Raw genomic sequence first — 18,433 nt, 5'->3', positions numbered from 1 at the left:
GTAGAAATTATCTACTCGCTTTTTTGTATTCTTTTAATTCTATTGTCTTACCACATGATGACGAATCCAATGTTTACGTTTACGCTGTAACAAAGCATATTTACTACGATATACAATATTTTTAAATACAATAGCAATCATAATAAAAATAGCGCCAATATATTCTTGCGGACCTAATACTTCTTGTAAGAAAATATAAGCTAAAACAGCCGCAAAAACTGGTTCCATTGAATAAATAAGCCCAATTTTAGAAGGAGCGATATAGCGTTGTGCAATCATTTGCATTAAGAAACAAAATGCACTACACACAATAGCTAAAATTAACACAGCCCCCCATTGCTCTTTAGTTTGTGGCAACCGTGGGGTTTCAACCAGAAATGAACTAACCGTACTCAACACAGCAATAGCGCCAAACTGAATAATACTGATTAATATACCATCTTTACCTTTTGCTAAATGCCCTAAAATAATAATATAACTAGCATAACCCAATGTGCCCCACAAGCAATATAAGGCACCCACATCTAAAGCAAAGCCTGCTTTAACAGTAAATAGAATTAGACCAAAAAAAGCTAAAGCAATACTTAGCATAGTCAACTTAGGCGGCCATTTCTTATGCCATAGCCCTTCAATAATAGGTACTAAAACAACTGTCGTTGTACCTAAAAAGGCCGCTGCAGAAGCAGTAGTCAACTTAACGCCAGTTACCGTACCAAATAATGAAATCCAAACAAGCGCCCCTAGCCCTACACCTTTATAAAAAGTCGACCAAGTACACGTCTTAAATAATTTAAAAAATACAATTCCCACACATACAAATGCAATGCCACAGCGCAATGCAATTAAATTAAATGGTTCTACACCGCCAAGCGCAATCTTCATTAACAAATACGACGAACTCCACGCAAATGTTACAAATAACATTAACCCTTCAGCCTGTTTAACCGACATGGTAAGCCTTTCCTCCCACACATCAAGAATAATATACTCGAACTAGTATATACCCCTTAAATCATAAAGTAAATAGGGAAATGGACAACTTTTTAAGAATTTACAAAAAGCCAAAAACAGCCGATATAGAACATTCAATTAGAATGTGGATCGGCTGCTTTTTCACTATTCTCTCTATAGGAATTTACACTAAAAACTATAGGAATTTAAACTTAATATTATTATAGTTAAATCACATTAAGTTTAAATCATATTAAGTTAAATTATATTAAATTATATTAAATTAATAATACTAAACTAATTAATGGGCTGATGCTACATTGTCAGCTGGTACAAATTTGCCTTTTTCATTGCGAATTTCCATTTCTTCCTTCTGTGCTTTTAAGGCTGGATCATTAGGAGTTCCTATTAATCGACCATATAAGAAATGGTAACAAAGAAATGCCACAAGAGCAATGCCAGCCGTTAACAAGAACATGTTAGTAAAACCAATGAACTCTTTAATACCACCTAGTACATAAGGTCCAAAGCCTAACCCAATATCTAAAGCAATAAAATATGTAGACGTAGCAATCCCAATGCGATGAAATGGCACCATTTTAACAACAACAGCTTGTCCATTAGACATATAGGTACCATATCCCAGGCCAACAAAAAGTGCTGAAACTAGAATCATCCAACTAGCACTAGCAAAAGCTAACAACAAAATGCCAATAGCTAATGAAATAAAGCAAGGATACAATACATAATTTTCCCCCTTGCGATCAAATATAAGACCCAAAGACGGACGAGTCAATGTAATAATAACCGCATATACTACAAAGAACCACGTACCAGCTTGTACCATATCAATTTCTCGTGTATACGAAGCCATAAAGCCTAAGATGCCAGAATAAGCAAACCCAACTAATATAGAAATTAAAGTTATCGAATTAACACGAGGTTCTAAATAATCTGAAATACGACGTCCTGATTCTTCTTTAATTAATGCTTCACTAAGTGTAGGCTCTTCATATTTCATTAAAAAAGCCCCAATTACACAAAGAATTACTAAAAATACACAAAGTGCAATAATCGTATCAAAACTAGTTACCGATAACAAGAAAATACCTAAAAATGGACCAATTGCCGCTGCTAAACTGGTGCTCAAACCATAATAATTAATACCCTCACCACGTCGAGCTTTAGGAATAACATTAGCTACAATCGTACTCGTAGCTGTAGATGTAATCCCATAAGCGAAGCCATTAATAAAACGAATCGTGTCCAAAACAATTAAATTGGGAATATAAAAATATAATGCTGTAGAAATCAAATAAATGCCCAATCCGACATATAATACTTTACGACCACCTAAGGTACTTACAAACCGGCCTGCAAATATGCGAGCCACCACCGTACCAATAATATAAATCCCCACAGCTAAACCTGCTTGACTGGATGTTGCATGTAACGTATCTTTCGCCACTACAGCAATGATTACGATTAATAAATAATAAATCAAAAATACCAATAAATTAATGACTGTGTCTAACACAAACGGCAACGTCCACAGCTTTTCATTTCTAGCCTCCATAACACTTAACATCTCCTTATATAAATTATTAATATCTTGGCTACAGTGGCTAATTATATAACTACAACCTCTTTCTGTAAAATTGCAAAAGATGAACTTAATTATTAATTTTTATGATATACATTTACATATCTATATCATTCATCACATTAATCTATAATAGGCCAACCATTTATAAAAAATAGCTGTAACAAATATGTGAAAGTTACTCCATCATTTAAGTTACAGCTATTAGTCTAAATATATAATTATTTTGCTTTTAAAAGTGACCTATTATTCTATAAAATAGAGCGATAGATTTCTTCGATCTCAGCTTGTGACACATCTCTAGGATTGCCTGGTGTACATACATCAGCAAATGCTGATTCTGCTAAAAATTGTAAATCTTTTTCCAATACCCCTGCTTCTTTCAAGCTCTTAGGTATTTCTACATCATCCGCTAACTTTTGAACTGCATCAATTGCAGCCGCGCGATATTCATCTTGACTCATAGACTCTACACCAGTTACTCCCATCGCTTTTGCTAGATCACGATATTTTTCACCAGTCGCTGGTGCATTAAATTTTAATACCGCAGTCAACATCATCGCACAGGCTTTACCATGAGGAATATCATATAACGCACTCAATGGATGAGCCATAGAATGAACAATACCAAGACCTACATTCGAAAATCCCATGCCTGCAATATACTGACCAAGGGCCATCTCTTCTCGAGCTTTTGGATCACCAGCTACAGCACTTCGTAATGAACGTCCAATAATTTCTATCGCTTTCAAATGAAGCATATCAGTCATTTCCCATGCACCACGAGTCAAAAAGCCTTCTACAGCATGAACCAATGCATCCATCCCCGTAGCGGCACATAAACCTTTAGGCATACCTAATGACATATCTGGATCTACAATAGCTACAATTGGAATATCGTGAGGATCAGCACATACAAATTTACGTCGTTTTTCTTCATCAGTAATAACATAATTAATCGTTACTTCAGCTGCAGTACCTGAAGTAGTAGTTACAGCAATAATTGGCAAACATTTATTTTTAGTATCTGCTACACCTTCCAAACTACGCACATCAGCAAACTCTGGATTAGTCATAATAATAGCAATCGCTTTACTTGTATCAATCGTACTGCCACCGCCAATAGCAACAATACAATCCGCTTCTGCCTTTTTACAAGCTTCTACACCATCTTGAACATTTTTAATAGTCGGATTTGCTTTTAATTCATCAAAAATCTCATATGGTACACCCGCTTCATCAAGCAATGCAGTTACTTTGGTAGCTACACCGAATTTGATTAAATCTTTATCAGTTGTGACTAACACTTTTTTCAAATTATTAGCTTTTAATTCGTCCACAATCTTTTGGATAGCACCAAAACCAAAATAAGATGTTTCATTTAGAATCATACGATTAACCATGTTGTACTGCCTCCAATTCATTAAATATTTCTTACCGCTAATGTAAAATTGACTATATATTAAGCCAATTACTCTTACTAAATAAATTCCACAAGGCTATATTTTTATCCTGCCATACCCAGCAATTTATTTAATTTTATGACGCCATAAAGCCTCAGCAATTGGAGATAATGCTTCTTTTTCAACATCAGTTAGAGGTTTAATTGGTACTCGACAAGTTTCCTTCATTGGACCGCCTAATTCATTAATAGCCCATTTCATAACAGGATTAAATGGAACATGCACTTCATAGAAAGCAAAATAGGCATCAATTTGACGCTGCAACTCTTTTAAAGCGTTTAAATCTTCTGTATCTAAAGCCTTAATTACATTCACACACATCTCTGGATCAATATTCGATAATGCACCGATGCAACCATCACCACCAGAAATCACCGATGGTATACAATTATTATCATAACCTGTATAAATTTTAAAATCAGGATATTTCGGCTTTAAAAATTGAATATATCGTTGTGTATGACGAAGTACAGAATGAGTATCTTTAACACCCACTAGATTATCATGCTTTTCACGCAACCGAAGCAAAGTTTCTGCAGACACATCATAGCCAGTACGATCACCATAATTATATAAGTATACAGGGCCATTAATTGCTCCTAACACTTCATCGTAATAGGCAAATACATCCTCATTATTACAAGCACTATAATAAGGGCCTACAATAATAACCGCATCAGCCCCTGCCTTCAACACCTCATTTGACAACTGGATTGTTTCTGCCTTCACCATGCGTCCCGTGCCGGCAATCACTTCCCAACGCCCTTTACCATATTCAATAGCATCTAAAATAAGTTCTTTAACTTCTTCATAAGAAAATGCATAAAATTCACCCGCACTACCACCAGCTAATACACCATTAATGCCAGCAGCAATTAATTTATCATAAAATGCATGCATATCCTCATAATTCACAGACTCATCAGAATTTAAAGATGTTAAAATAGGCGAAATATACTTAGCTTTCATGAAAAACACCTCCTAAAATAATCTAAAATATTGAATGCAATCACTTTAATAATTTATATCTTTATCTTATGTTTACAATTCGTAAAAGTCAATATATTACGTATATACGTAATGCCAATTCAGCATATTAATGGATAAATGCAAACACCAATTGCGAAAATTAGATTATAGTACGTATATACAAACTCAATATGTTAAAATACAGTTACAATATATCCCCAAACGAAAGGAGTTATTATAATTTAAATGGATAATTCAATTCCCCAAATAATATCTACCCCTCAACATAAACCAACCTTACGAGTAATCAAAATATTAGAAGTTATAGCTGGCAGTAATAGCCTTACTATGTCACAAATAGCTACGCAATTAGGTTACCCTAAAAGTACACTAACACCTATTTTAAAAACTTTAGTAGATAATAACTATTTACAATGCAATGAAGACTCACTCATCTATACCATTGGCAAAGAAATCTTTGTCATTGGCAGCACCTATCAACACAGTGGCGATATTTTAACGCTTATTAAAGACCAGATGGAAACCATGTCTTCTCTCTGTAAAGAAACTATTCACCTAGGCATTTTAGAAGGTAACCAAATAATGTATTTACAAAAAGTAACTAGCCCTAAACCAATTCAACTAATTTCATCCATAGGTAAACGTCTTCCTGCCTATGCAACGGCGCTAGGAAAAGCACTCTTATTCGACCATAGTCGCAAAGATTTGAATGAACTATTTGTAGATCCACTGCCACTATTAACCGAACGGACTCTGCCTACATTGGATGCTTTATATGAAGACATTCACAAAGATGAACATGGTGAATTCACCTATGAAGAAGAGGAAATCACAAAATATGCCCGTTGTATTGCCATACCTCTACGCATGAATCATAAAATTGTAGCAGCCTTAAGCATTAGCTTCCTCATTTTCGATGCTACCCCAGAGCATATAGAAAATATCAAAAATATCCTTCGTCGATTCGGTACTATTATAGAAAAATTAATGGATACTAAAAATTTTCAATATTAACTTTATGTTTTAACATTTACTAAATGAAGTCCATATATTTTTTATATTGTTCAACTTTTCAAATACACTTAGAATAACGCTACACCCAATTAAATGCTAGAATTTTACCATCAACAATAAACTATCTTGCCCAAGAATTCAAAATTTTCGCATAACTTAAAAAGCCGATACATCCATTTCTAACTGGATGTATCGGCTTTTATATCAATATATTTCTCTTCAATTACCAACTACACATAAATTCTTGGCACTCGTTCTGAAAAATCACAGAATATTTCATATGGAATAGTACCCACCAAAGTGGCAATCTCCAATACAGTTATACTTTCGTCCCCCTGTGTACCAATCAATACCACTGCATCACCAGGATGTACTGGCACCCCTTCAGGCATGGCTACCATCAACTGATCCATGCAAACACGCCCTACAATTGGACAACGATGTCCATGAATTAAGACAGCACCCCGATTGGATAAACTCCTTGGATAACCATCAGCATAGCCTACAGGAATTGTAGCAATCGTAGTTAAACGGTCTGTCGTATAAGTACCACCATAGCCAATCCGTTCACCGGCTTTTAAATGTTGCACATGAACAACTTTACTATGTAAACTAAGCGCCGGACGTAGACCTAAACGATTTGGCACATCTAAGGATGGCATAATCCCATATTGAATAATACCAGGGCGAGCATCTGTAAACAGACTATCTTTCACAGCCAATAAGCCAGCACTATTGGCCATAGAAAAGCGGAAAGGATCTGAACGATGAGCACGAATCATTTCTACCATATGCCGGAATAACTCGGTCTGTTTATGGGCACTGGTTTTATCTGCCGCATCAGCACTCGCCATATGTGAAAAGAAACCATCTACTCGAAGATGAGGATACGACTCTACTTCCTGCATAAAATCAAGCGCTCTATCTGGATGCACACCTATACGGTGCATCCCTGTATCAACGGCAATACAACATTCAATAATCGTTTCATGACGAGCTGCACAAGCTTCTAAAGCCTCCAAATCAGTAGATTCACAAATAGCAGGCCGTGAATTGCCTTCTATAATTAAATCAAAAGACTGTGGCAGCGTAATCCCTAATAAATAAATAGGAACCGTAATCCCTGCTGCCCGTAATGGCAAAGCTTCTTCTGGAAATGCTACCGCTAATGATTCGTAACCTTCTTCTACCGCAATTCGGCCAACCATAACACTGCCATGACCATATCCATTGGCTTTAATAACAGCCGTACTAGTACTCCATTCTGGCAAACTATCTTTAATACGACGTAAATTTTCACGGATAATCGCCGTATCAATTTCTAAGTGAGTAGGTCTCATAAGTCACCTCAATAAAAATTACTACCACTTATTGTATACCTCACCGTAATTCTTTTCAAGCATGGGCCTAAATAATCAAACTAGATCCCTCATATAATACACTGTATTATCAAGACAATCGGCTCTTGTTATTAATATAATAAAACCTATTTATATAGGCCTTAATTAGGCCTTAATTTGAGAGTATTCCCACTAATTATTAAATTTACAAAACTTTTACAAAGCTTCCGACATAAACTTTACAAACCTTATGTATACTGTGTATACAAACTAAATTTGTAAATACGTCCATCGATTAGGAGGCAATTCAATCATGAAATTCAAAAGTAAAGCTCTTACAGCAATGGTTATGGCAAGTGTGTTAGCTTTAGGTTTAGCAGGTTGCGGTAACAGCGGTTCGGCTCCAGCTGATTCACAACAAGCTTTAAAAGGTACAATCACTTCTTCTGGTTCTTCAGCCTTACTCCCTCTTGCTAAAGATGCAGCGGCTGAATTTAAAAAGAAACATCCTGATGTATCCATCGTATTAAATGGTGGTGGTTCTGGCACAGGTCTTAAACAAGTATCTGATGGCACTGTAAACATTGGTAACTCCGACGTGCCAGCAGAAAGCAAATTACCAAAAGAAAAAGCAGCTGAACTTGTAGACCACAAAGTAGCTATCGTAACTGTAGCTGCTGTAGCAAACAAAGATGTTGCTAAAGCAGTGCCAAACTTATCTAAAGAACAATTAATCGATATCTTCACTGGCAAAGTAACTAACTGGAAAGATGTAGGCGGTCCTGATCAAAACGTAGTTCTTGTAACTCGTCCATCTACTTCTGGTACACGCGCACTCTTCTCTGAATTTGCCCTTGATAAAAACCAAGAAGCATCTAACAAATCCTTAGAAACAGATGATTCTGGTGCACTTATCCAAAGCATTTCCAACACACCAGGTGCTATCGGTTATGTAGCCTTACCTTATCTATTAAATAACTCAAGCGTAGCTGCTATCTCCATCGATGGTGTAGCACCAACTCTTGAAAATAGTTACAACGGTTCTTACAAAGTATGGGGCTTTGAACACATGTACACTAAAGGGGAACCTAATGCATTACAAAAAGCATACTTAGATTTCATCATGTCTGATGAATACGGTAAAGTGTTAGAATCCAAAGGTTACGGTGTAGCCTCTAAAGTGAAAACGGAGAAATAATAGATGAACATTGAAAGCACGCTTCGCGCCGATCGAATTTGGCGTTACGTAATCAAAGGTACAGGTCTCTTCTTGTTAGTCGTAACCGCAGCTATCGGGATCTTCTTGCTCTATCGCGGTACCGGGACCTTTACGATCTACGGGCACAGTCTTTCAGAATTCCTATTTTCTACGCAGTGGCAACCCGCCGACACGCTCGACGGGGGTGGCCACGTTGGAGCCGGCATTTACATTGTCGGCTCTCTTATTACCTGTGCCCTTGCATTATTGATGGCAACTCCAATCAGTATTGCACTCGCCATTTATATGGCAGAAATCACACCTAGCCTAGGCCGTAAATTCTGGCAACCAGTGATTGAAATTTTTGTAGGAATTCCTTCAATCATCTATGGTTGGTTAGGCCTTACTATTCTTGTTCCTTTCATTCAAAAATACACCGATGCGCATAGTGGTTTTTCTGTATTAGCTGCTTCCATCGTTTTAGCACTCATGATTTTTCCAACGATTACATCTGTAACGATGAATGCTATTAACAGTGTTCCCAAAACCTACCGCCAAGGGGCCTATGGCCTAGGCGCTACGCGTTGGGAAGTAATTTACAAAATCGTTTTGCCAGTAGCTAAGCATGGTATCTTAGCAGGCGTTGTCTTAGGCCTAGCACGTGCCTTTGGTGAAGCTTTAGCGGTTGCTATGGTTATTGGTAAGATGAAAGCCTTTCCAACCTCACTCCTTGACCCTACGGTTAACTTAACGAGTGCTATTGCTGCTGATATGGGCGGTACTATGGAAGGCAGTGAATATAATATGGCCTTATGGACTATGGCCCTTTTACTCTTTATTATTTCCTTACTCTTTATTCTTCTAATCCGTTACATTACATCTAAAGGAGGCGCCCTCAGTGAGAGCAAGTAAAGCCATCCCCGCTCCTCGTCAGCGGGCCTTATCCACCGATAGACTTATCACCCTAGTCCTCCACGGCTTAGCCGGTGCTGTCTTACTCTTATTACTCGCCTTTGTAGGTCACATTGCGTGGAACGCCCTAAGCGATTTCAAACTGGAACTGTTAGCCTTTTCGCCAACGGGGATCGGCAATCAATTGTTCAACACAGTCTACCTAGTATTTTTAGCCCTTCTTATCAGCGTACCACTCGGTATCGGTGGTGGCATCTATATGGCAGAATATGCTACTGAAGGTAAAGCACAACGGATTATGCGTATATCCATTGAAACCTTATCCTCCTTACCTTCCATCGTACTTGGTTTGTTTGGTTACCTCGTATTTATCATCATGACCAACTCACAATGGAATCTATTTGCTGGTGCTTTAACAGTATCTATCTTAACCTTACCGCTTATCGCTACCATTACAGAAGACGCCTTGCGTGCCTTACCACCATCTTATGCAAAAGGTAGTTATGGCTTAGGCGCTACCAAATGGCAAACGATTAGTCGTGTATTACTACCAGCCGCTTTCCCAGCCATTATTACAGGGATTATCTTAGCCGCTGGTCGTGTATTCGGTGAAGCTGCGGCACTTATGTTTACAGCAGGTATGAGTACTGATATTAATTGGGCAAGTACAGATATTACCTCACCTACCAACGCTTTTAACCCATTCCGTTCTGGTGAAACCTTAGCCTTACAAATTTGGGCCTCCCGTAGTGAATCGCTTGCATCTAATGCCGAAGCTATGGCCAACTTGAGCGCCCTCTTATTATTAGCCCTTGTATTCACATTTAGTATCGGTGCTCGTGCCTTAAGCCGTCACCTTAATCGTAAAAACTTAGGAGAGAATAAATAATGGAAATTTCTGAAGTTGTAATGCCTAACCCACAAGTACTTGTTAATACACAAGCAAAAGCTATCGCTAACGAAGCTCGTGGCAACGCTTTCACTGTAGAAAATTTAGACTTTTTCTATGGTTCCTTCCATGCCTTAAAAAATATCAACATGGATATTAAAAAGAATGAAATTACAGCCTTAATCGGTCCTTCCGGTTGCGGTAAATCTACATTCTTACGTATTTTAAACCGCATGAATGACTTAGAAGGGAATGTAACAGTAAAAGGTAAAATCTTACTCGAAGGAGAAGATATTTACGCCGATATGGAACCTATCGTGCTACGCCACCGTGTAGGCATGGTATTCCAACAACCAAATCCATTCCCTCAAAGCTTATATGACAATGTAGCTTTTGGCCCTCGTTTGCAAGGTATCACTAAAGCTAGTGAACTCGATGAAATCGTGGAAAAAAGCTTGACCCAAGCCTCCTTATGGAATGAAGTAAAAGACCGTTTGCACAAAAGTGCCCTTAGCCTATCTGGCGGTCAGCAACAACGTCTTTGTATTGCCCGCACGTTGGCTACTCGCCCTGACGTTATCCTCATGGACGAACCAACTAGTGCCCTAGATCCTATCTCTACAGCTAAGATTGAAGAACTAGCTTTAGAGCTCAAAGAAGACTATACTATCGTTATTGTAACGCATAATATGCAACAAGCAGCCCGTATTTCTGATAAAACTGCTTTCTTCTTGATGGGAGATTTGATAGAATATAATAAAACGAAGACAATATTTACCGAACCAACTCAGCCAAAAACGGCAGACTACATTAATGGTCGCTTCGGTTAATGACTCGCCCCGGAACGAACTCAATGCAGTTCGTTCCTTTTTTTCTACATCAATAAGGAGATTACTATGAAACAAACCCAGCCTTTAATCTATTGTGTAGAAGATGAAGATAGCATCCGCGGTCTTATCTCCTATGTACTAAGTGGGCAGGGCTTTGAGGTCGGCACCTTCGAGTCGAGCAGTCCTTTCTGGGCAGCCTTAGAAGAACGCCGACCTCAACTTGTCTTACTGGATATTATGCTAGAAGGAGAAGATGGGCTCTCTATCTTGCATAAACTTCGCGAACGCCCTGATACAACAGACTTACCTATTATTATGATTACTGCCAAAACATCAGAAATTGATGTGGTTCAAGGCCTTGATGGTGGTGCCGATGATTATATTTCAAAACCCTTCGGTGTTGTTGAATTAGTATCTCGAATTAAAGCTTTACTACGGCGCACTCGCCCTACAGCCCCACCAAAAAAATCAATTCTCACCTGTGGCAACTTAGTCCTCGACAAAGATAGCCGCATTGTCACCTATGAAGATCAACCGATTACTTTAACCCTAAAAGAATATGAACTTCTTTTATACTTTATGGAAAATACAGGGATTGCCCTTTCTCGTGAACGCATAATGGAAGTGGTGTGGGGCTTCTCCTATGAAGGGGAATCTCGAACCGTAGATATGCACGTCGTTACCCTACGCCAACATTTGGGTACCGCAGGTCGTCACCTTAAAACAGTGCGCGGTATTGGCTACCGCTGGGAGGCCACCATATGAGACAGAAATTTTTCCGGGCTCTCTTTGGTTTAGGTATGTTAAGTCTAGTCGTAAGTACCGTTATTTTAAGCTACCTATTCTATAATAACTGGAAAGATGATTTTCGTACTGTCCTTTACACAGAAGGCAAAATTATCGCCTCTACCGGTACTTTGACGCCAGAGAGATTAGCTGCCATTACTAAATCCACCAATAATACTTTGCGCATTACTTGGATTTCCTATGAAGGCAAAGTCCTCTATGATTCTTCTCACGATGCAGAAACCATGGATAATCATCTCCAGCGCCCTGAAATAGCACAGGCTATTCTCAAAGGCGAAGGTAGTGATATTCGTGATTCTGCAACATTACATTCCATTAGCTACTATGAAGCCTTACGTTTACCAGACAACTCCATTCTACGAGTATCACGTAATGGCTCTACTGTATATAAAGTAATTATCGATGCGGCCCCTGGCCTCTTAGCTCTCTTCGTGCTCATGTCGGGTGGCTGTTATCTATTAGCACGTCGTTGGACGGCAGATGCCATCTATCCAATTGAAGAAATTGTAAAAGCTTGGACTTCACATAGTGATACCAAACTAGTTATCGATGAAGCCTATACTGAAATTACACCGCTACTCTCTCGTCTATCCTTCCAAAAGAATGAGCTAGAGGCCATGATCGTTCGTTTACAAGCAGAGAAAAACACCCTTCGTTCCATCATGGAAGAAATGGCGGAAGGCTTATTACTAGCAGAACTTGATGGTACCATTATTACTTATAACGAACATTTAAAAGAATTTTTAAATTATAAAACGGAATTACATGGTGAATCCTTATTGCTCCTGACGGATGACGTAGACTGGCGTAAACATGTAATCAATGCGATGCGCAAACATCAAGGCGGTGAATACTTACTTCACAAGGATAACCAACATTTCCGTATCGTCTTCCATATCACAGAAGATGATCGTTACAAAGGCCGTCTCTTAATCATCATTTCAGATATTACCCAAAGCTACTTAGAGCAACAACGACGTCATGAATTCACGTCTAATGTATCTCATGAATTAAAAACGCCACTAACTACTATTAGTGGTTACTCTGAAATTTTAGCCAAGGGTATGTATCCAAATAAAGACGATGCTACCGTTCTAGGAGGCCACATTCATACGGCAGCCCTTCATATGCAAGAGTTAATTGATACTATCTTAAAACTCTCCCGTATTGAAGATGGAGGCTCCGAAGTTTTATTTGAAAAAACGTCCCTTCGTTCAGTTATCAATTCAGCTTGGCAACAACTAGCTACAAAGCGCCAAGGGAAGAATATTACCTTAGCTATGACTGGGGAAAGCCCCGCTTTTCTCATGTCTCCTAAATTAGTAGAAGAGGTTTTCATTAATCTCTTTGACAACGCTATCAAATTTAGCAAAACTATAGATAATCACATAGTTGTTGATATGGAATTAAAAGAAGGGTTTACTATCGTCACTATTACAGATGAAGGCATTGGTATCCCTAAGGATAAACAAAGCCGTATATTCGAACGCTTCTACCAAGCTGATCCAAGTCGTAATAGCAAGCGCGAAGGCAGTGGTTTAGGTCTTGCTTTAGTAAAACATATCATGGAAATTCATAGTGGCTCTGTCGCTGTAAAAAGTGAACCTGGTCAAGGCACAACCTTTACACTACGTTTTAAAACATCCGACAAGTAATTACCAACTTAGCCACCAATCTGAGAGATACAGCCTCCACTAAGCAACATAATGACTAATAGTTCCTTATGGGCTTACTATTAAAAGTGATTTTCAACTTTATATTTCGAGTATACCTTATTCTCATATAACCCCCTTACCTGTGTACTATTATGCAAAATTTATACCATAACTCATAATTTCATCATGATTTTTCTTTATTTTAATTATGCGTTTATGGTATCATTAAATTAGACACACAATATAAAGGGGGTTATTATTATGTATGAAAAATTATCAAGTTTACAACCGGTTATCTTAGCAGGCCACAACAGTTCTCGCATGGGGTACAATAAAGTATTTGCCAAATTTGGCGATCAAACTCTAATCGAAACTATCTACACAATGCTTGCTTTTTCCTTTGAAAAGGATCCCATTATTGTTACCGATAATAAGACCCTCTTCGATCGCTTCGAACCTTTAAAAGACGCTAATGTAGTGGAAGATAACTATCCTGGTCACAATACCCTAGGCGCTGTAGCTACCGCCTTTGAGCACTGTAATGCAGAAAATATCTTTGTTATTGGCGTAGATATGCCATTCTTGTCTTTAGTGGTGTTAGATCGCATGGTAGAAAGCCAAGGAGTAGCACAAGTAGTTGTGCCAATGCTTAATGGTAAGGATATTTGCTTACACGCTATTTATAATCGCCAGCTCTTACCAATCATGAAAGAAAAAATCGAAGCTGGTGAAAAACTTCTACACTCTTTCTACAAAGAAGTGCCGCTACTTCAATTACCATTAAAAGAAAACACCTTAGAAGCGGATATCTTCATCGACATTAATACGCCTGAAGATTTAGAATATGCACAAGAATATTTCCACAAGATTCCTCATATCGATACAGAAAAAGTTCTTGTCCATAAACCAGAATAGGTATATAGCAATATAGTAATATACTAGATATACAACAATATAACAAATATAACAAAGCCCTTCTCAAAGATTAATTCGCACGAATCAAATCCACGAGAAGGGCGTTTTATGTATCAAAAAAGGCACTCGCCTATACGGCCAGTGCCTGAATATACAAAGTTAAATAGTAAGGTGATTATTTAGCATCATCCATTACATCGTAGAGCATTTTAAAAATCTCAGGGTCACAAGGATATTCTTCACCATTTACCCCTCGAATTACCCAATCACCAGGGTTTGTTTTTACAACACCATTCAAGGTTAATAAATAACGTTCCCCCGTTTCACAAATAGCGGTCAATTCATTTGGCTTATGTCGAATAGCCATAGCCTTTTGTGCGTATAAGGTTTCATCATAATAAATTTCATGCGCTTCTGCCGCACAATGAGCTTCTAAAATTGTATTAATCAAAATTGGTTCACTAATAGAACCAACAGTCTCTTTACAAAGAGCAATCACCTGCTGATTAAAGCTAGGATCAAAATGTAAAGCTAGCGGTGTTTCACCTGTATCGTTTACATCTTTATAAATAAAAATTTCATCATCTTTAATGTGGAGCCAACGATAATCTAACTTGTAGGCACCAGCTAATACACTTGCTAAGTTTTGCTTAAAATTCATTCGTTACCACCATCATATCCACTACTAATAGTTACGCTTAATAAAAATATAGGTCTTATCTATCCATCCCATACAAACTACAATAAATAATACAGCTCATTCTATACTTTTCTTACGCTTCTTTATCCTGCGCAATATAGTCACGTAAACGCTGTACTGATTCAGTATCATGTACGGAAATCTCAAAAATTGTTTTTACGCCAGCAGCTTCCAAATTCTTGCGAGCTCTAGTTACGTCGCCCCCTAAATCTACTTTCGTTACAACTCCAATAACCTCACGATTAAAAGAGGCTGCAAAATTAGGAGGAAAGATGCTTTCCGATTCGTTAGCTTCATTCAAAAACAATACTATATCCGCATCATAGGCACTTAATAAAATAGCCCGATAATAGATTGGATTTTCAATAAACTCGCCTGGCGTATCAATAATCGACCCAATTCGACCAATCGATTGTGTTTTTAAGGCTTCAGGACTACCATACATCAATGTATTAGCTAGTGTTGTTTTACCAACCTCCGTACGTCCTACCATAATTACAGTCTTTAGCGCCTGTTCCATATAATCACCTCACAATCTAAGTCGATATGGTATCACTTAAATCACCTATTTATTATACTACAGAATTACTATGAATACCTATTGCAAAGTACACATAATACAACATTTATAAGCATTACACTAATAATCAGTCGATATAATCCACACTAAATTATACGTATCTATACAGATTTATACTATCCATATTAGATTATATTATCCATACTACACCATACAATCAACATTAAACTAGGTACGCGTAATTTTTGTAGGGAAAAAACCTAAAATTTTATCTAACCCATCAATAACACCCTTCATAGCAGACTCTACGCTCGATACATCCCCAGTAATTAACAAGGCGCCTGAAAAGCGATCCACAAATCCCAATTCAATGCCTGCTGCTTTAGTAGCAATATCTGCAGCAATGATAGTCCCTTCACCAGGAGTAATTGTTAAAATACCAATAGCACTACGCTGCTTTTCTTCCAATCCCATTTTACGGAATAATTCAGGTTTTGGATTGGCAATGATATGTGCAATCGTAACCTGTTTACCAGGTACAAACTCTTGGATAATACGTTGTTTGTTTTCAACTGCTTCTAAAAAATCCATACATATATCCTTTCTACCAATATGTGTCCCTATTAATATCTCATTATGATGACTTGTAATTATCTTAAATGATGGCCTGTAATATAAATTAGCAAACGCTACTTTTGGGAGGTTTTATATTACAGACCCATCACAAATATATAGTCTTAGACTTAGATTAATTTAGCAAATTATCTAGTCTATTACTAACTATTTAGGTGCAATCGCTAAGAATAAACCTACAGCTGCACTAGCACCGATAATTGGCCCAATGATTGGCACCCACGCATACGCCCAATTTGTCGCACCACGATTTGGTACTGGCAAAATAGTATAGGCTAAACGAGGCCCGAAATCACGAGCTGGATTTAACGCAAACCCTGTAGTTGAACCGAACGATAAACCAATAGAAGCTACTAAAACACCTACGATAAACGGGAATAAACCATCCCCCATTTTGCCTAAGCATAAAATAGCGAGCATAAACATAAAGGTTGCAATAATTTCAGAAATTACGTTTAGCACACGATTATCACTAGTTGGTGCTGTAGCAAAAATCCCTACCACATTACCTTCGTCCTCTTTCGTCTGTTTAAAATGAGGATAATAATGTAGCATAACCAAAGCCGAACCCATAAAGGCACCTGCAATTTGAGCTAAACTAACTGGTAATACATGGTCCCATGGGAACATGCCACCAGCAGCTAATGCTATTGTCAAAGCAGGATTCAAATGAGCAGGGCCACCTAGGGCAATCCCAATATACACCGCAAAGGCAACCCCAAAGGCCCAACCAAACATAATCGTCATCCAATTCGGGTTAAAAGCCTTTGCCAATGTATTTTTCAGTAAAACAGAAGCATTTGTACCACTGCCAAATGCCATTAATACAGCCGTACCAATAAATTCACTAATCAGGATTTGTGTTGTGTCCATACGCGGCTCCTTACATAATCATCAATAATAGATTTTCCAAATCATCTTGCGAAGCGGCATATGGATTCGTTTGATAGGTCATATCTTGTAATGCTTTAGCCGCCATAGCTGATACTTTCTGTCTTGCTTCTTGGGCCGAAACTGAAGCAGCTGCCGTAATATTGAGCGGGCACTCCAAAGAACGGGCCAAATTTAAAATTGCTTTTACTAATGCCACTAAAGCATCCCGCGAATCTTCATCAGCCTCTGCAAAGCCGAGCTTCTTTGCTAGCTGGACATATTTTTTATACGCAGTTTCATCGTGAAAAGCATTAAACATAACCACGCGTGCTACTAACATTGTATTTGCTAATCCATGAGGAATATGGAATTGACCACCTAATTGATGCGCCAAAGCGTGAGTAATCCCTAACCCCGCTTGATTAAAAGCTAGCCCAGCCATGCAAGAGGCTTCATGCATAGCCATCCGATTGGCTTCTGTAGCAGCTGGTGCAAAGCACTTAGGCAAGTATGTAAATACTAATGCCAATGCTTTTTCTGCTAACGCATCGGTAAAATGATTGGCTCCTTTAGCCACGAGGGCTTCAATGGCATGAACTAATACATCCATACCACTATAGGCCGTTACCTTTGGTGGTGCTGTTTTCACAAATAAAGGTGTTAGAATTGCTTCTTGTGGCAATAAACTATCATCTACAATGGGATACTTTGTCTGTGATTGCGGGTCTGTAATCACTGCAAAGGAGGTCACTTCAGAGCCAGTACCACTGGTTGTAGGTACTACTGTAAAATGACGAACCCCTTGATAGCCCATTTTGCGAACAAAATATAATATCGCTTTCGTTAAATCAATAGCGGAACCACCACCAATGGCCACTACCACGGATGGTTGCTGCTGTTGTACTAACTCTACCCCTTTTACCACATGCCCAATAGGCGGGTCAGGAACTACGTCAGTATATACACTTACCGCATTATGAGGACGCATCAAATTTAATACTTCTTCTAAATTAGCCGTCCCTTCTAAAAACGGATCACATACAACTAGAATTTTTTCTTGCTTAAAATGACTTAAACGCAATAAGGCATCTTCACCTGCATAGATTTGCGTAGGAAAGGTCCATTTATTCATGAGACTAC

18 protein-coding genes are annotated in these 18,433 nt (G+C 38.2%); 8 read left to right on the top strand and 10 right to left on the bottom strand.

Translation table 11 applies throughout. The features are described 5' to 3' along the window. Positions 1–39 precede the first annotated feature (39 nt). The 4 genes from NFR27_RS07780 to NFR27_RS07765 all read right to left on the bottom strand — a co-directional run bounded on the left by NFR27_RS07780 (position 40) and on the right by NFR27_RS07765 (position 4,986). Positions 40–951, bottom strand: a complete 912-nt coding sequence (locus NFR27_RS07780; protein ID WP_251442429.1) for a DMT family transporter — start codon at positions 949–951, stop codon at positions 40–42. 301 nt (positions 952–1,252) lie between these two features. Next, complete coding sequence (locus NFR27_RS07775; RefSeq protein ID WP_251442427.1) at positions 1,253–2,527, bottom strand: MFS transporter; 1,275 nt, start codon at positions 2,525–2,527, stop codon at positions 1,253–1,255. A gap of 278 nt (positions 2,528–2,805) precedes the next feature. Beyond that, positions 2,806–3,957, bottom strand: coding sequence for a lactaldehyde reductase (fucO, locus tag NFR27_RS07770; protein ID WP_251442425.1), 1,152 nt, complete (start codon positions 3,955–3,957; stop codon positions 2,806–2,808). 126 nt (positions 3,958–4,083) lie between these two features. Then, positions 4,084–4,986: a dihydrodipicolinate synthase family protein gene (locus tag NFR27_RS07765; protein WP_251442423.1), complete on the bottom strand. Its 903-nt coding sequence runs from the start codon at positions 4,984–4,986 to the stop codon at positions 4,084–4,086. Positions 4,987–5,232: 246 nt separating this feature from the next. Here NFR27_RS07765 and NFR27_RS07760 point away from each other — a divergent pair, with 246 nt between their 5' ends. After that, the gene (locus NFR27_RS07760) at positions 5,233–6,021 is read left to right on the top strand and encodes an IclR family transcriptional regulator (RefSeq protein ID WP_277612547.1); all 789 of its coding nucleotides are present in this window, start codon (positions 5,233–5,235) and stop codon (positions 6,019–6,021) included. Positions 6,022–6,251: 230 nt separating this feature from the next. Here NFR27_RS07760 and alr read toward each other — a convergent pair whose 3' ends face one another. Next, on the bottom strand, positions 6,252–7,361 hold the full coding sequence (alr, locus tag NFR27_RS07755) for an alanine racemase (RefSeq protein ID WP_251442419.1): 1,110 nt from the start codon (positions 7,359–7,361) through the stop codon (positions 6,252–6,254). 313 nt (positions 7,362–7,674) lie between these two features. Here alr and NFR27_RS07750 point away from each other — a divergent pair, with 313 nt between their 5' ends. The 7 genes from NFR27_RS07750 (at position 7,675) to mobA (ending at position 14,567) form a co-directional block, all read left to right on the top strand. Then, a complete protein-coding gene (locus NFR27_RS07750) occupies positions 7,675–8,559 on the top strand; it encodes a phosphate ABC transporter substrate-binding protein (protein ID WP_251442418.1) in 885 nt (294 codons plus the stop codon). A 3-nt stretch (positions 8,560–8,562) separates the two neighbouring features. Then, positions 8,563–9,471 (top strand): phosphate ABC transporter permease subunit PstC, encoded by a 909-nt coding sequence (gene pstC, locus NFR27_RS07745; protein ID WP_251442415.1) that lies wholly within the window; start codon positions 8,563–8,565, stop codon positions 9,469–9,471. Beyond that, the gene (pstA, locus tag NFR27_RS07740; protein WP_251442412.1) at positions 9,458–10,360 is read left to right on the top strand and encodes a phosphate ABC transporter permease PstA; all 903 of its coding nucleotides are present in this window, start codon (positions 9,458–9,460) and stop codon (positions 10,358–10,360) included. Before pstC ends, pstA begins: the two co-directional genes overlap by 14 nt. Further along, on the top strand, positions 10,360–11,190 hold the full coding sequence (pstB, locus tag NFR27_RS07735; RefSeq protein WP_251442409.1) for a phosphate ABC transporter ATP-binding protein PstB: 831 nt from the start codon (positions 10,360–10,362) through the stop codon (positions 11,188–11,190). The genes pstA and pstB overlap by 1 nt, the downstream gene beginning before the upstream one ends. A 66-nt stretch (positions 11,191–11,256) precedes the next feature. Further along, positions 11,257–11,955: a response regulator gene (locus NFR27_RS07730; RefSeq protein WP_251442392.1), complete on the top strand. Its 699-nt coding sequence runs from the start codon at positions 11,257–11,259 to the stop codon at positions 11,953–11,955. Continuing rightward, positions 11,952–13,652 (top strand): sensor histidine kinase, encoded by a 1,701-nt coding sequence (locus tag NFR27_RS07725; protein WP_251442389.1) that lies wholly within the window; start codon positions 11,952–11,954, stop codon positions 13,650–13,652. The genes NFR27_RS07730 and NFR27_RS07725 overlap by 4 nt, the downstream gene beginning before the upstream one ends. A 261-nt stretch (positions 13,653–13,913) precedes the next feature. Further along, on the top strand, positions 13,914–14,567 hold the full coding sequence (gene mobA, locus NFR27_RS07720; RefSeq protein WP_251442386.1) for a molybdenum cofactor guanylyltransferase: 654 nt from the start codon (positions 13,914–13,916) through the stop codon (positions 14,565–14,567). Between the two features lie 175 nt (positions 14,568–14,742). Here mobA and NFR27_RS07715 read toward each other — a convergent pair whose 3' ends face one another. From NFR27_RS07715 to NFR27_RS07695, 5 genes are all read right to left on the bottom strand, one after another. Further along, positions 14,743–15,228, bottom strand: coding sequence for a hypothetical protein (locus NFR27_RS07715; RefSeq protein WP_251442383.1), 486 nt, complete (start codon positions 15,226–15,228; stop codon positions 14,743–14,745). 112 nt (positions 15,229–15,340) lie between these two features. Then, complete coding sequence (locus NFR27_RS07710; RefSeq protein WP_251442381.1) at positions 15,341–15,787, bottom strand: EutP/PduV family microcompartment system protein; 447 nt, start codon at positions 15,785–15,787, stop codon at positions 15,341–15,343. 228 nt (positions 15,788–16,015) lie between these two features. Continuing rightward, a complete protein-coding gene (gene eutS, locus NFR27_RS07705; RefSeq protein ID WP_115310717.1) occupies positions 16,016–16,378 on the bottom strand; it encodes an ethanolamine utilization microcompartment protein EutS in 363 nt (120 codons plus the stop codon). A 189-nt stretch (positions 16,379–16,567) separates the two neighbouring features. Then, the gene (locus NFR27_RS07700) at positions 16,568–17,293 is read right to left on the bottom strand and encodes an MIP/aquaporin family protein (protein WP_251442378.1); all 726 of its coding nucleotides are present in this window, start codon (positions 17,291–17,293) and stop codon (positions 16,568–16,570) included. 10 nt (positions 17,294–17,303) lie between these two features. Then, positions 17,304–18,425 carry a 1-propanol dehydrogenase PduQ gene (locus tag NFR27_RS07695; RefSeq protein ID WP_251442376.1) on the bottom strand — a complete coding sequence of 374 codons (1,122 nt, stop codon included), beginning with the start codon at positions 18,423–18,425 and terminating at the stop codon, positions 17,304–17,306. Between the last annotated feature and the right edge of the window lie 8 nt (positions 18,426–18,433).

Origin of the sequence: Veillonella intestinalis, assembly GCF_943192895.1 — a bacterium.
GTDB classification, from domain to species: Bacteria; Bacillota; Negativicutes; order Veillonellales; family Veillonellaceae; genus Veillonella_A; species Veillonella_A intestinalis.
This window is presented reverse-complemented; position numbering and strand designations above follow the sequence as displayed.

Coding starts and splice junctions, on each gene's coding strand:
- eutS (WP_115310717.1), bottom strand. CDS start 16,378: ATGGATTTTTTAGAAGCAGTTGAAAACAAACAACGTATTATCCAAGAG.
- NFR27_RS07715 (WP_251442383.1), bottom strand. CDS start 15,228: ATGAATTTTAAGCAAAACTTAGCAAGTGTATTAGCTGGTGCCTACAAG.
- fucO (WP_251442425.1), bottom strand. CDS start 3,957: ATGGTTAATCGTATGATTCTAAATGAAACATCTTATTTTGGTTTTGGT.
- NFR27_RS07780 (WP_251442429.1), bottom strand. CDS start 951: ATGTCGGTTAAACAGGCTGAAGGGTTAATGTTATTTGTAACATTTGCG.
- NFR27_RS07750 (WP_251442418.1), top strand. CDS start 7,675: ATGAAATTCAAAAGTAAAGCTCTTACAGCAATGGTTATGGCAAGTGTG.
- pstC (WP_251442415.1), top strand. CDS start 8,563: ATGAACATTGAAAGCACGCTTCGCGCCGATCGAATTTGGCGTTACGTA.
- NFR27_RS07695 (WP_251442376.1), bottom strand. CDS start 18,425: ATGAATAAATGGACCTTTCCTACGCAAATCTATGCAGGTGAAGATGCC.
- NFR27_RS07710 (WP_251442381.1), bottom strand. CDS start 15,787: ATGGAACAGGCGCTAAAGACTGTAATTATGGTAGGACGTACGGAGGTT.
- NFR27_RS07760 (WP_277612547.1), top strand. CDS start 5,233: ATGGATAATTCAATTCCCCAAATAATATCTACCCCTCAACATAAACCA.
- pstB (WP_251442409.1), top strand. CDS start 10,360: ATGGAAATTTCTGAAGTTGTAATGCCTAACCCACAAGTACTTGTTAAT.
- alr (WP_251442419.1), bottom strand. CDS start 7,361: ATGAGACCTACTCACTTAGAAATTGATACGGCGATTATCCGTGAAAAT.
- NFR27_RS07725 (WP_251442389.1), top strand. CDS start 11,952: ATGAGACAGAAATTTTTCCGGGCTCTCTTTGGTTTAGGTATGTTAAGT.
- NFR27_RS07730 (WP_251442392.1), top strand. CDS start 11,257: ATGAAACAAACCCAGCCTTTAATCTATTGTGTAGAAGATGAAGATAGC.
- mobA (WP_251442386.1), top strand. CDS start 13,914: ATGTATGAAAAATTATCAAGTTTACAACCGGTTATCTTAGCAGGCCAC.
- NFR27_RS07765 (WP_251442423.1), bottom strand. CDS start 4,986: ATGAAAGCTAAGTATATTTCGCCTATTTTAACATCTTTAAATTCTGAT.
- NFR27_RS07700 (WP_251442378.1), bottom strand. CDS start 17,293: ATGGACACAACACAAATCCTGATTAGTGAATTTATTGGTACGGCTGTA.
- NFR27_RS07775 (WP_251442427.1), bottom strand. CDS start 2,527: ATGGAGGCTAGAAATGAAAAGCTGTGGACGTTGCCGTTTGTGTTAGAC.